Origin of the sequence: Robertmurraya sp. (assembly GCF_036676585.1) — a bacterium.
Taxonomy (GTDB): Bacteria; Bacillota; Bacilli; order Bacillales; family Cytobacillaceae; genus Robertmurraya_A.
On the sequence record NZ_JAKFCQ010000154.1, the window covers coordinates 1 to 13158 of the forward strand.

Consider the following 13158-nt stretch of genomic DNA (forward strand, 5'->3'; position numbering starts at 1 on the left):
TTCAGGTCCTTACCTGGTCAACCCTCGTGTTAGGTGTCGTATTTATTGCGTTAAAAGTATACAACAGCATCGTTGCTAGTTTACCAGTATAAGAACCCCGGATGAAGAACTCATCCGGGGTTTTGTTTTTAGTGCGACATAATCGCTTTCCATATATAAAGATGTGGAGAGTATTGCTCAATATTTTCAATGCTGGATGGCATGTCTCTTCCTACCCAAACTCCAACCGTTAGCGTATCTGTTAAACCAACAAACCAGTAGTCTTGGTAATTATTCGTTGTTCCTGTTTTCCCGCCTTGGTATGTTGCTTGAGATAAATGGGCTTTTCGAGCGGTTCCTGAAGAGACCGTTTCGGATAAAAGATTGCGCATGCTACTGACGGTTTCAGCAGACCAGACTTGTTTTTTCTCATCCTTCCATTCGTAAAGAACCTTTCCTTGTAAATCGGTAACCTTACGAATCGCACGTGGATGCTGGTACCCTCCATCATAAAAGGAGGTATAAGCTCCTGTCAGCTCTAATGGTGACATTCCATACGTAAAGCCACCAACGGCAGCTGGTAACACATGATCCTCGGCTACTAGCTTCTTAAAAGGGAATGATGTAAGATATTGAAAGCCCGTTTCTACACCAATTTCGTTTAAAAGTCGAACAGCCGGTGTATTGTATGAGTTGGCAAACGCGCGTTCAAGTGTTACATTCCCGTATATTTTTCCACCATAGTTTTCAGGGCAATAGTTACCAATACAGAGCTCTCCTGCATTTACTGTTTTAGATAGAGAGGATTGCGTCTCTTGTATATAAGGTGCGTAAACAAGTAATGGTTTTATCGATGAACCAGGCTGACGATAAGCTTGGAACGCCCGATTGAATTCACCTTTTTGATAGTTTTTTCCGCCAACGAGTGCAAGTATCTGTGCATTTGTATGGTCAATGACTGCCACAGAACCTTCCACATCGATAAATGGTAGATTATCACTAACCGCTGTTTTTGCTCGATTTTGAAGACTTTGGTCCAATGAAGTTTCAATGCTAATTCCGGAAGCAATCACTTCTTTTACCCGATTGTCAATCTGTTCCTCGTTGGTTAATCCTTCTGAAAGGGCAATTAATTGAGATAATTCATTTTGAACATACGCCATGTAATCAGGTGCTTCGTCAATTCGTTCATGCAATGTTAGATTGATAGGCGAATTTTTTATTTCTGTTGCTTCTGAAGCCGAGAGCTTGTCTTTTTCAACTAATAAATCTATGAGACGCTCTTGACGCGCTTTTGTTCGATCGAAATGGGTTAATGGATCGTAGTAAGTCGGATTGTTCGGAACAGCAGCTAGAAAAAGCAGCTCCGCTTTTGTAAGTTCAAGTGTTCCGCGGTTAAAGTAATGTTTAGCCGCTGCTTCAATTCCGTAAGCCCCATTTTGAAAATAAATAGAATTAATATATAAATCTATGATTTCCTTTTTTGAGTAAGTTTTCTCTAGCTTGTAGGCGTAAAGAATTTCACTAAGCTTTCGATTGTAGGATTGCTCATGAGTTAAATATAAATTTCGAGCGAGCTGCTGTGTAATCGTACTTGCTCCCTGCTCAATTCCGTTTGACTGAATATTGATCGTGAGTGCACGACCCATGGCTGTTAAGTCAAAGCCAATATGCTCATAAAAGTGCTGATCCTCTGATAGAACAAACACCTCACGCAATAGCTCGGGAATGTCCTCAGATGGTAAAACAATGCGATTTACCGTGCTGTACCATTCTAAAACTGTTTCCCCATTGCGATCTTTGATCAAGCTTGTTTGTGATAAGTTTGTTTTTTCTAACTGGATCTTGTTTTCTATCACATGATCGAAAGTATCAAAAGAGCGTACCTCTTTGCTAGAAAAATAGGCAAGCAGGAAAAAGACGGGGAGAAGCAGGATAATAAACAAATAACCAGTTGCTGCTTTCATGTTTGGCCGATTCCCTTTCTATGAAAAAATTATGATGAAGATAGCAGTGTTTCTGTTTTTCTCACACTCCACCATAATAAGACAAAAGCAGCAAGGAATAAAGCACTAGTGACAAAAAAGACAGTTGAGATATTATACCACCCCGAAATAAGTCCACCCATTACAGGTCCAATGACGTTTCCTAAAAATCGAAAACTTACGTTATAGCCCAATACTTCCCCTTGTATGGAAAGGGGAGCGACTTGTCGGATATAAGCGGTCATACAAGGAAGGATTCCCCCAACCACCATTCCGAACATAAAACGGAACAACACAAGTTGCCATAACTGGGTAGCAAGTGCCTGCGGAATAAATAGAATGGACGCAGAGAGTAATAAAATGAGGATCACTCGTTCATGCCCGATATCATCACCAAGCTTCCCCCAACGCCGAGTGGCTAACAAGTTCCCAAATCCGGTTGCTGAAAAAGCAACCCCTGCTAGAAAAACGATATGGGTCGTTTGGACAAGCTCATTGACATACAGAGCTAATAGTGGCTGTACACTAAAGTTAGCGGTTTGAATTAATAATGATAGGATCATGATCGAGAGCAGGACAGGATTTTTAAAAATGTAAAAAAACACTTCCTTTTGGGTAAAAGCATTCTTCTCCTTCACCTTTTGTCGGTCGTTCCCTTCATGAATTCCAAACGAGACTAAAAGAGTAGCAGCAACGATTACGAAGGAGGTGATGAAAAACGTATATTGAAAACCAAAACTGTCTGCTAACAATCCTCCGAATAATGGACCGAGCAGGCCACCAGAGACGGTACCCATCTGTAACGTTCCAAGTACCTTACCAGCAATCTCTTTTGGAGTTTGTGAGGATATGAGGGCGAGTGAGGTGGGGATAAATCCAGTAACGACACCCATAACAAGTCGCAGGATAAAGAGCTCCATAACAGAATTTGTAAACCCCATGAAAAAGATACTGATACCAATACCGAATCCGGTAATCATCAAAATAGGCTTATACCCATGTTTATCTCCAAACCGTCCCCATAAAGGTGAAATAAAGAAAGCTGCTAAAAAGGTTACCCCAAACACATACCCAGCCCATTTTTGAACATAGTCCGGGGAAAAAGATCCAAATGTTTCAATGTACAACGATAAAAAAGGAAGAATCATCGTTGCACTTGCAGATACGAGGAAATTTGCGATCCACATAATTCGTAAATTTCTTTTTTGATACAAAGCAAAAACACCTTCTTATTGTAATTATTTCGTTTTACTAAATATTAGCTTATGGAAATTATAGCATATTTTAGGGCTGATATTCCTTTTCACACTTTATTCGAATGAATTAAACAGAAAAGTGAAAAAATTAATAAAAATCATGATATAATAAAAAAACATTCATGTTCATTTTTTGGAATGGTTATTTCATATAATGGTAGTGATACTCGAAGGAGGAAAGAGGGTACGTAAGATGAGGAAGGAGCATCAGTATTTATTTATTGATTTTGAGTTTACGATGCCTGAGAGATCTGAGCGGTTTAGAGGTTTTTACCCAGAAATCATTGAGGCTGGCATTGTGTCGGTTGTAAATGATCAAATCTGCGAGAAATTTTCTTCGTATGTCACTCCTAATCGTTTCCCTATGCTATCGGACCGCTGTAAATCATTTTTGAAAATTTCACAGGAACAAGTCAATGGTGGCATTAGTTTTACAGATCTTGTGAAAAAGTTTGAGCAGTTAAGTTCCCCTTCATTAGACCTTACAATCGTTACATGGGGCAATATGGACATGAGGGTTCTTCGTAATAACTGCGAACAAGCCGGTCTACCTTTTCCTTTAAAAGGGGAAGAACTCGATTTATCCATGGAGTACAAGCGATTCTTCGGAGACCAAAATCAAACTGGCTTATGGAAAGCGGTACAAGAGTATGGCAAGGAAGGAACAGGCAAGCACCACCGGGCGCTGGACGATGCATTAACCACATTCAATATTTTTCGTTTAGTTGAGAAGGATAAAAAGTACCTTCAAGGACATGCACCAACCACGATTGGTGACCGCATTGATTTCTCCAAAGTACTTAATAAGTTCGCATAAAAAGCCAAATCCCTCAAACTGGATTTGGCTTTTGTGTGTTAGAAGTATTCTTTCTCAAGTGTTGAGATATTTTCAAGGCTCTTTTTTGCCCAAAGGGTGTCATCGCTAGCCAACGTATCTCTTAATTTTTGAATGGCATTCGTTAGGGACTCTTTGTATTCAGGAATTTCGTCTGTATAGGGCTTTACCATTTTTGCAGGGATGTTGGCTTGTTCTCGGTAAGCAAGAGCTCGTCTTTCATGAAAAAGAGGCACATCTGCATCCTTATGACTATGTAAATCTCCTTGTGTCGGATGAGTAACAACAGCGAGGACGCGAACAAGAATGGTCTCTGGACGGATGTTTGTTACTTCACCAATATACTTTCCGGTTTTATAAATTGCTGTGACCTTGTCACCGATTTGAATGTCGGACATTTTTCGTTTCTCCTTTCAAATTGGGCTAGAACTGTATATGATAATAATTATGACGTAAGCATTATGAAAAACAAAGTATTTTGGAGGGTGATTACATGAAGAAATTCCTAGCGTGTTTATTATTCGTTGTTTTCCTTGTCACTGGTTGTGGGACAAGCAATGAAGAAGGTACGGATAATTCGAACGGAAATGCAAGCAATAATGAAACCGCTAACCAAGAAAATATTGAGCTTCCACAGGCAACCACAGAGGTTGGTGAAAAGGAAAGACTGGTCGAAATGGAAACATCAATGGGAAATATCAAAATCAAGCTGTTCCCAGAACAAGCTCCAAAGGCAGTAGAAAACTTTATTACTCATAGTGAAGAGGGATATTACGAAGGAGTCATTTTCCACCGTGTAATAAATGACTTTATGATTCAGGGTGGAGACCCAGATGGAACAGGAATGGGTGGAGAAAGCATTTATGGAGAGCCATTTGAAGATGAGTTCTCTAATCAGCTTTATAATTTCAGAGGTGCCTTATCAATGGCTAACTCTGGGGCAGACACGAATGGAAGTCAGTTTTTTATCGTTCAAAATAAAACACTCGATTCTGGCTTAGTAGACCAAATGAAGCAAGCTGGTTACAACGATAAAGTGATCAAGCAGTATGAAGATGGTGGTACTCCATGGTTGGATAAAGCACATACCGTGTTTGGTCAAGTGATTGAAGGGATGGATGTGGTTGATAAAATAGCTACCACTCCAGTAGGAGAAGGTGATAAGCCGGAAGAAGATGTTGTTATCAAGAAGATTACTGTGCTGAAGTAATCGTCCTTGGACGATCGGTAGGAACCTTGATATAATAGGCATGAATGACTGCTCGTATGCAGAAAGGAAGATCGTCATGTTCCATTCGTTTATATTATCATTGTTTCTATATTTTCCAGAAGATAAGTCTGAATACATTCCTGCAGCTATTTCTTTTACCATCTTCTTAATCCTCTGTATTTTCACGATGCGATTTATCGTAAAAATTTCACGAAAAGAAGAAGCAAAAGCAAAAGAATTAGAAAATCAAATTATGAGTGAGCACCAAAACAAAGGATAAACGTACACTTTTCTTGAAAAGTGTGCGTTTTTTAATTTAAACAAAAAGACGGAAGAGTCCTACTCTTCCGTCTGACTATTAAGCAAATGCTGCTTTCAATCGCTCCAATCCTTCTGTCACATGTTCTTTTGAACACGCTACATTCATACGGACAAAGCCTTCTCCACCCGGGCCGTATTTTGGTCCAGGTTCGAGTCCAAGTTTTCCTTTTTCGATCAGTGCTTTCTTTAAGTCATCATCTGAAAGTCCAAGCTCACGACAATCCATCCAGATTAAGTACGTACCTTCCGGCTGCATCATCTTTATTTGTGGAAGCTCAGCCTCTAGGAACTCCTGTACATAGCGAATATTTTCTGCCATGTATGCAAGAGCTTCGGTTAACCATGTTTCACCATGAAGATAAGCTGCCTCCATTCCAACGATTCCAAACGTATTTAATGTATGAAATCCTTGCTTTTGTTGTTCAGCTTGGAATAACTCTTGAAGTTTCTGATTGCTAGTAATCACTACAGAAGCCTGCAAGCCTGCTAAATTAAAGGTTTTACTTGGAGCGATACAAGTGACAACAAAATCAGCAAAGTCCTCTAAGCTCGCAATCGGGACATGCGTAGTTCCATCAAACACAAGATCGGAATGAATTTCATCTGATAAAATTAAGCAATTGTACTTTTTGCAAAGTTCACCGATTTGAAGAAGTTCTTCTTTTTTCCACACTCTTCCGCTTGGATTGTGAGGATTACATAATATAAATAGCTTAACGCCTTCTTTCAGCTTAGCTTCAAAATCCTCAAAGTCGATTTCGTAACGGTTATTTACATTTTTTAATGGAGAGTTCACGACCACGCGCTCATTTTTTTCAACCATAGAAAAGAACGGAGTATACACAGGAGATTGAAGCATTACCTTGTCTCCAACAGAAGTAAATGCTTGGACGGCCGTACTGATAGAAGGGACAACTCCTGAACTGTATGTAATCCATGCTTGACGAATCTCCCAATTATGTCTTGTTTTCACCCAAGCTTGAATGGCTTTTCCAACAGATGGGGGAACAAAGGTGTAGCCGAAAATTTCATGCTCTAATCGATTTCGAATCGCATTTGTTACTTCAGTAGGCGGCGGGAAGTCCATATCTGCTACCCACATCGGATGAAGATCACTGCTTCCGAACACATCGTGCAGGAGCCCCCATTTAACAGATCCCGTATTATTTCGGTCAATCACTTTATCAAAATCATATGTAGTCATAAAGCACCTCACCTTTTTCCATTTTATTTGATCTATGTAATATGATAAGATATGTGAACGAAAAGATAAAATAAAAGGTGATTTTACATGGAAATGCTCGAAATGAATTTAAGTTTGTTACAGCGTCTGATAGAATGGGATCCACTCGGATATGGGGAAGACAGCTATGATCCAGAAATTGCGGATACGATTCAAGCAGTACACGTTTTGTCATCTGTAAAAGAGCTTGCTCGAAAAATCCAAAGCATATATGAGTTTTCTTTTGAAGAAATCATTCCTTTATCTGAATGTACAGCCATGGCCGAAGAATTGTTAGCGATTAAAAACGAAAGCTCTTGCTCGTTGTAATGTTAAAAAAGCTTCAAGCGGATACTGGCTTGAAGCTTTATTTACACAAGAAACTCTTTAATATACTTGTGTACTATTTCAGGTCGTTCTTCAGGTACAAGATGTCCTGTCTCCTTTAACACAATGAGCTCGGAGTTCTTTAAATCTTGCTTCAATCGTTTTCCAACCCTTAGTGGGACAACTCTGTCATGCTCGCCCCAAATGAGCAGACACGGAGTCTCGATTTTTTTCAAATCAGACTCATCCAGCTCGTCTTCTCTATGCCGTATCATCCGAGTTAAGGCTGGGAAAATATCTCCTTTTAAAAAAGGGACTAAATATCCGTTCAACATATCATCATCAATCATCGAATGATCATGCACGACATTAACAAGATTTTTCTTCACTCCTGATTTTGCAAGATGTCTTTTCACATACAAGTGGAAAAAGGGAAGATAACTAGATAGAACAAGAGGAAGTTTCATTCGTTTTAAGTAGCCAGAGCTACATAATAATACCGAGCGTTTTACGAGATCAGGCCGTAATTGCGAGATTTTTAAAGCGATTTGTCCCCCCATCGAGTGACCGATAATCGATACATTTTTTATATGAAGATGCTCCACAAAGGAAATAATCGAATGTGCTATATTCTCATACGAGTAAATAAACTTCTTTGATTTACCGCTTTTACCGAATGGCGGGAAATCAATGGCGATGACGTTAAATTCCTCACGAAGAAGAGGAATTAGTCTTCGGAAGCTAAAGGTAGACGAGAGAAACCCATGAATGAGCAATAGCGTATCTGTTGCTTGAGAATGTTTATAATGTTCATAATACAGGTCGTTTCCGTTAATATTGATCGTACCGGTGATGCTAGCGTCATCCATCTTCGTATTCACTCCTTTAACGGCAATTTGTTTTTTCATAGAATACCCATCAATGACAAAAACAATCATAAAAAAATATGATGATAAATTTGAAAATTAAATTATTTTTTACGCATTTTTGTTATAATGTAACTATTTTAAGCGATAAAGCAGAAAAGGATGTTAACGCATGAAACTTTCGGAAAAAGAACTCGAAGTTGTAGAAATTCTTGAAAAGGATGCCCGAATTTCATCTGAAGATGTAGCGAAAATGATCGGCCTAAGCTTGCAAGAAACAGTTGAGCTTATTAAGAAGCTTGAAAAGGAGAAAGTTCTTGTTCATTACACAACCGTAGTGGATTGGTCTAAAATTGACGGTCATGAAGGCGTTACCGCTATGATTGATGTGAAGGTAACACCAAAGCGTGGAGTAGGCTTTGATGAAGTAGCTGAACGTATCTACCGATTTAAAGAAGTAAAATCCGTATATTTGATGTCAGGTGCCTATGACCTTAGCGTCATTATTGAAGGGAAATCGATGAATGAAGTAGCTAGATTTGTTTCAAATAAACTATCTACTCTTGATTCTGTCTTATCAACAACCACTCATTTTATTTTGAAAAAATATAAGCATGATGGGACGATATTTGAACCATTAGCAGACGATGATAAGAGAATTGTGGTGTCACCGTAATGAAACAGACAAAATCTTATTTGGCAAAAACGGTAGAAGACCTTAAGCCATCTGGAATTCGTAAGTTTTTTGATCTTGCAGCAGGAATGGAAGGGGTTATTTCCTTAGGGGTAGGTGAGCCTGACTTTGTCACCTCTTGGTCAGCTAGAGAAGCAGCCATTCTTTCCCTTGAACAAGGTTATACATCTTATACAGCAAATGCTGGATTATTAGAGCTTCGTAACGAAGTGTCCTCGTATATGAAAAAGCAATTTCATGTGGATTATAATCCGAAAAGCGAGATAATCATTACCGTTGGAGCGAGTCAAGCATTAGACATTGCATTACGTGCGATTCTCGATCCAGGTGATGAGGTCATTGTTATTGAACCAAGCTTCGTCTCTTATGCACCACTAGTTTCGTTAGCAGGTGGAAAGCCAGTTGCGGTTCAAGCAACAGAAGAGTACGATTTTAAAATTCAAACTCATCAGTTAGAAAAGGCGATTACCGACCGGACGAAGGCGATTATGCTTTGTTCTCCCAATAATCCAACAGGTACAATGCTGGGTGAGAAAGAATTAGTAGAGCTTGCCACATTCATCGAAAAGCATGATCTTCTCGTGTTATCTGATGAAATCTACGCAGAGCTTGCCTATGATGAACAATATGTAAGTTTTGCTGCGATTGAAGGCATGAGACATAGAACCCTTCTTATTAACGGTTTCTCGAAAGGCTTTGCAATGACAGGTTGGAGACTTGGTTTTGTATGTGCCAACGAAGAACTAACTGCAGCTATGTTAAAAATTCATCAATATGCCATGATGTGTGCTCCGACGATGGCGCAGTACGCGGCACTTGAGGCATTAAAAGGCGGCAGAGAAGACGTAGAGGATATGAAAAAAAGTTATCGTAGAAGAAGGAACTATTTTGTTCAGTCACTAAATGATATCGGGCTTTCCTGTCATATCCCTGGTGGTGCGTTCTATGCATTCCCATCCATTGTAAGTACAGGTCTGTCATCAGAGCAATTTGCTGAACAATTATTGATCGAAGAAAAAGTAGCAGTTGTTCCAGGTAATGTGTTTGGAAGTAGCGGGGAAGGGCATATTCGCTGCTCGTACGCTTCATCCATGGAACATTTACAAGAAGCGGTGAAACGAATCAAACGGTTTGTTGAAAGATAATATCCATAAGAAAGGACAACTGACCGTAAACAGTTGTCCTTTTTTCTAGTATTTAATCCTTCATGATATATGACAAAGCAATGGTTCCTACGCCTGTATGAACACCAGCAACAGGAATTAATGGGAGTACTTCGATCTTCAATGACTCGTACTCGGCCATAATTTTTGAGAGTAAACTTTCAACGATCTCCTTTTCACCTGCGTGCATAATTCCAATTCGATCGTAGATTCCTTGCTTGTACGCTTCGTGCAAACGGTCTATTAATGCCTGCTCCGCTTTTCTCATCGTGCGAATTTTTTCAACGATATTTACTTTCCCTTCCTTAAAAGCAAGCAGTGGTTTTATTTGTAGAAGATTTCCTAAAATAGAGCCAAAATTGGAGACTCGTCCACTTTTTCTCAATTGATCTAAGTTAGCAGGAATTAAGATCAAGCGGCATTTTTCTCTTAACGAAAGAAGTTCTTTTACAATTTCAGAGGGCTTTAGTCCATCCTTATACAAGGTGATTCCTTCTTCTAGTAAGAACTTTAACGGAAAAGAACCGATCCACGAATCAACTGGGTGTACAGGGAAACCAACGATCTCAGCCGCTTGTGTGGATGTGGAGTACGTTCCAGATAGTTCACTAGATACATGGATAATGATCGCTTCATCGTAGCTTTCTTTTAATTGGGTATAAAGGTCAATAAAGTCCCCTAGGGCAGGCTGTGAGCTAGTTGGCGGAAAACTTGAGTTACTCATCATCTCATAAAATTCCTCGGTAGTTATGTCTACACCCTCTTTAAAGGTTGCGTTTCCAAACGTGAACGAAAGGGGAACCACGTATATATGATTGTCTTGTAACCAAGCTTGATCTTTTTCTGAGAAGCTTGCCGTCGAATCGGTTACCCAAGCAATTTTCTTTGCCATAATATCCTCCATAAGATGTTATATAAGCACTATGATAATGAAAAATAATCTCCAAATAAACTGAATGAAACAAACGAATAGCGAGGAACAAATCCCTCGCTTTACCTATTACTATTTATATATGACTTTCTTGTTGCATCAATTCAGAGACTGGAATATCAAGTACAGTAGATATTTTTAAAATGGTTTGTGTGTCAGGAGTTTGTACGCCTGACTCATATTTGTCAATCGTAGCAGTGCCAACACGGATCTTAATAGCAAGCTCCTGCTGTGACATTTCTAATTCTTCCCGAAAGCGTTTAATGTTTTGCCCAATTGCAGTCATGGCTCATCTTCCTTTCGAAAAAGATTATATTCTTTATTTATTTTATCACGATTAGGATAGGGGAATTTATCCCAATCGTGAACGTTTCGTTACAGTTACAAAAGACCAATCGAACGTAAAAATACAAAAATAATCGCAACGGGAACGATAAATCGAATCGTGAAATACCAGATTGTAAACAGCTTGTTCATATTCCCGAATGTTCCTAATGCTAACTCACTTTTCAATAGCTTGTATGGAAGCCGGTGCCCAACAAAAATAGAGATAAAAAAGGCTCCTAACGGCATCCCAATATTACTTGCAATAAAATCTGCAAAATCAAAGATCGTTTTTCCGAAGATTAGAACATCAGACCAAACTCCAAAAGATAATGCGCTAGGAATTCCAAAGATAAAAATAACAATGCCTGTTTTCCAAGCCCATTGTTTGCGCTGTTCTGTTTTCTCTTTAACAATAGCCGCTACAACAATTTCTAAAATGGAAAAAGCAGAGGTTAATGTCGCAAACAAAAGCAGCACAAGGAAAATCGTTAAAAAGAATGCGCCAAATGCCATTTCGTTAAATACGGCAGGGAGGACCACAAACACCAAACCAGGTCCTGCCCCAGGTTCAAATCCGAGTGCAAATACTGCTGGGAAAATAACGAGACCAGCAAGTAGAGAGATAAAAATATTAAGACCAACAACCGAAAATGCTGACTTAGTAATGTTTTCCTTTTTAGAAAGATAAGATGCATACGTAACCATAACGGAAATACCAACGCTTAAAGCAAAAAAGGACTGTCCTAGCGCTAGTAAGATGGTGTCAGGGGTTAGACTACTCCAATTTGGTTTAAGGAGAAACTCCACTCCTTTTGATGCGCCATCAAGAGTTAAGGAACGTATGGCTAGTATGATAAAAAGAATAAATAAGGCCGGCATCATGTATTTACTAGCTTTCTCAATTCCTTGCTGAACCCCGCCTTGGATCACGAAAATGGTTAGTATCATAAAGATAGCTTGTGCAACAATCGCTTCAATAGGATTACTAATAATCGTACCGAATAGAGATCCGTACTGATCCTGAGAGAGTCCTGTTAAACTGCCAGTAACGCTACGAAATAGATAAGATAAGATCCATCCGCCTACCACACTATAAAAAGATAAGATAAGTCCTGAAATGATGACTCCTAAATACCCTATAACCTTCCATTTTGAGTTTGGAGCAAGAATTTTATAGGCGGTGATTGCATCCTTTTGCGTATTTCTACCAATAATAAATTCAGCAATAAGGATCGGTGCACCGATAAATAAAGTTAACAATAAAAAAAGAAGGAAAAAGAGTCCTCCACCATTTGTTCCAGCCATGTATGGGAATTTCCAAATGGCTCCTAGACCAATTGCAGAGCCAGCTGCTGCAAGAATAAAGCCAATCTTTGATGTCCATTGCTCATGTGTTTTCATTACAGTTTTTACACCTACTTTAAAAGATATTTTCCCATAATACTATATTTTCGGACTATTGTGTAGTAAAAATTTTTGAATAAGATGTGACATTGTGATATAATCTTATATTGCGTATAAAAATGATAAATAAACTATATTTAGGAGTGTTTCTATGTCAGAGAAAATTGAAGTTGGAAGTGTTGTTACAGGTAAAGTTACGGGAATTCAAGCATACGGTGCGTTCGTTGCACTTGATGAAAATACTCAAGGGTTAGTTCATATTTCAGAAATTACTCACGGATTCGTTAAAGATATTAACGAGCACCTTAAAGTAGGAGATGAAGTTCAAGTAAAGGTTCTTTCTATCGATGAAAATGCTGGGAAAATCGGTCTTTCTATCCGCGCAACTGTAGAAGCTCCTGAAGCACCAGTAGCTGCACCAAAGGCTGCTCCGAAGAAGCCAAGAAAGCGTACAGCTGCAGCTGCTATCAAGCAAGATACAGAAGCACCACAAGGCTTTAACACGCTAAAAGATAAGTTACAAGAGTGGATTGAGCAATCACAAAGATAATAAATGATTAAAGTGTGGGAGAAATTCTCCCACTTTTTTTATGTTTTTTTCTCGAGAAAGGACATAAGTTATTCTTTTAAGATACACT

General features: G+C 39.0%; 16 protein-coding genes. 8 read left to right on the forward strand and 8 right to left on the reverse strand.

Annotation, left to right across the window (positions count from 1 at the left end; all coding sequences use genetic code 11):
• On the forward strand, positions 1-92 hold a 92-nt coding region (locus tag ACGLXV_RS19180), incomplete at its 5' end, for a DUF5366 family protein (RefSeq protein WP_391559963.1).
• 36 nt (positions 93-128) lie between these two features.
• Here the strand turns inward: ACGLXV_RS19180 and ACGLXV_RS19185 are convergent.
• Together ACGLXV_RS19185 and ACGLXV_RS19190 are read right to left on the reverse strand one after the other, a co-directional pair.
• Positions 129-1946, reverse strand: a complete 1818-nt coding sequence (locus tag ACGLXV_RS19185; RefSeq protein WP_391559930.1) for a transglycosylase domain-containing protein — start codon at positions 1944-1946, stop codon at positions 129-131.
• 29 nt (positions 1947-1975) lie between these two features.
• Positions 1976-3151 (reverse strand): MFS transporter, encoded by a 1176-nt coding sequence (locus ACGLXV_RS19190; protein WP_391559964.1) that lies wholly within the window; start codon positions 3149-3151, stop codon positions 1976-1978.
• 262 nt (positions 3152-3413) lie between these two features.
• On the opposite strand from ACGLXV_RS19190, the gene kapD reads away from it, so the two are divergent.
• Positions 3414-4037 (forward strand): 3'-5' exonuclease KapD, encoded by a 624-nt coding sequence (gene kapD / locus ACGLXV_RS19195; RefSeq protein ID WP_119709764.1) that lies wholly within the window; start codon positions 3414-3416, stop codon positions 4035-4037.
• A 38-nt stretch (positions 4038-4075) separates the two neighbouring features.
• On the opposite strand, the gene kapB is transcribed toward kapD, so the two are convergent.
• Positions 4076-4453: a kinase-associated lipoprotein KapB gene (gene kapB / locus ACGLXV_RS19200; RefSeq protein WP_391559931.1), complete on the reverse strand. Its 378-nt coding sequence runs from the start codon at positions 4451-4453 to the stop codon at positions 4076-4078.
• A gap of 95 nt (positions 4454-4548) precedes the next feature.
• Here kapB and ACGLXV_RS19205 point away from each other — a divergent pair, with 95 nt between their 5' ends.
• Positions 4549-5265 (forward strand): peptidylprolyl isomerase, encoded by a 717-nt coding sequence (locus ACGLXV_RS19205; protein WP_391559932.1) that lies wholly within the window; start codon positions 4549-4551, stop codon positions 5263-5265.
• Between the two features lie 76 nt (positions 5266-5341).
• A complete protein-coding gene (locus ACGLXV_RS19210) occupies positions 5342-5545 on the forward strand; it encodes a hypothetical protein (RefSeq protein ID WP_391559933.1) in 204 nt (67 codons plus the stop codon).
• Between the two features lie 78 nt (positions 5546-5623).
• On the opposite strand, the gene ACGLXV_RS19215 is transcribed toward ACGLXV_RS19210, so the two are convergent.
• Positions 5624-6790, reverse strand: coding sequence for a MalY/PatB family protein (locus tag ACGLXV_RS19215; protein ID WP_391559934.1), 1167 nt, complete (start codon positions 6788-6790; stop codon positions 5624-5626).
• 87 nt (positions 6791-6877) lie between these two features.
• Between ACGLXV_RS19215 and ACGLXV_RS19220 the strand changes: the two genes are divergently transcribed.
• Positions 6878-7138, forward strand: a complete 261-nt coding sequence (locus tag ACGLXV_RS19220; protein ID WP_391559935.1) for a DUF1871 family protein — start codon at positions 6878-6880, stop codon at positions 7136-7138.
• Positions 7139-7179: 41 nt separating this feature from the next.
• Here ACGLXV_RS19220 and ACGLXV_RS19225 read toward each other — a convergent pair whose 3' ends face one another.
• The gene (locus ACGLXV_RS19225; RefSeq protein WP_119710704.1) at positions 7180-8004 is read right to left on the reverse strand and encodes an alpha/beta fold hydrolase; all 825 of its coding nucleotides are present in this window, start codon (positions 8002-8004) and stop codon (positions 7180-7182) included.
• Positions 8005-8173: 169 nt separating this feature from the next.
• On the opposite strand from ACGLXV_RS19225, the gene ACGLXV_RS19230 reads away from it, so the two are divergent.
• Both ACGLXV_RS19230 and ACGLXV_RS19235 read left to right on the forward strand, forming a co-directional pair.
• Positions 8174-8677, forward strand: coding sequence for an Lrp/AsnC family transcriptional regulator (locus tag ACGLXV_RS19230; protein ID WP_119709758.1), 504 nt, complete (start codon positions 8174-8176; stop codon positions 8675-8677).
• Positions 8677-9840 carry an aminotransferase gene (locus ACGLXV_RS19235; RefSeq protein WP_391559936.1) on the forward strand — a complete coding sequence of 388 codons (1164 nt, stop codon included), beginning with the start codon at positions 8677-8679 and terminating at the stop codon, positions 9838-9840. Before ACGLXV_RS19230 ends, ACGLXV_RS19235 begins: the two co-directional genes overlap by 1 nt.
• Before the next feature lie 52 nt (positions 9841-9892).
• Here the strand turns inward: ACGLXV_RS19235 and ACGLXV_RS19240 are convergent, their stop codons facing one another.
• From ACGLXV_RS19240 to ACGLXV_RS19250, 3 genes are all read right to left on the reverse strand, one after another.
• Positions 9893-10750 carry a DegV family protein gene (locus ACGLXV_RS19240; protein ID WP_391559937.1) on the reverse strand — a complete coding sequence of 286 codons (858 nt, stop codon included), beginning with the start codon at positions 10748-10750 and terminating at the stop codon, positions 9893-9895.
• A 115-nt stretch (positions 10751-10865) separates the two neighbouring features.
• Positions 10866-11075 (reverse strand): helix-turn-helix domain-containing protein, encoded by a 210-nt coding sequence (locus ACGLXV_RS19245; RefSeq protein WP_391559938.1) that lies wholly within the window; start codon positions 11073-11075, stop codon positions 10866-10868.
• Positions 11076-11170: 95 nt separating this feature from the next.
• Positions 11171-12517 (reverse strand): sodium-dependent transporter, encoded by a 1347-nt coding sequence (locus tag ACGLXV_RS19250; RefSeq protein ID WP_391559939.1) that lies wholly within the window; start codon positions 12515-12517, stop codon positions 11171-11173.
• 154 nt (positions 12518-12671) lie between these two features.
• On the opposite strand from ACGLXV_RS19250, the gene yugI reads away from it, so the two are divergent.
• The gene (gene yugI / locus ACGLXV_RS19255) at positions 12672-13070 is read left to right on the forward strand and encodes a S1 domain-containing post-transcriptional regulator GSP13 (protein ID WP_119709753.1); all 399 of its coding nucleotides are present in this window, start codon (positions 12672-12674) and stop codon (positions 13068-13070) included.
• The last annotated feature ends 88 nt before the right edge of the window (positions 13071-13158 follow it).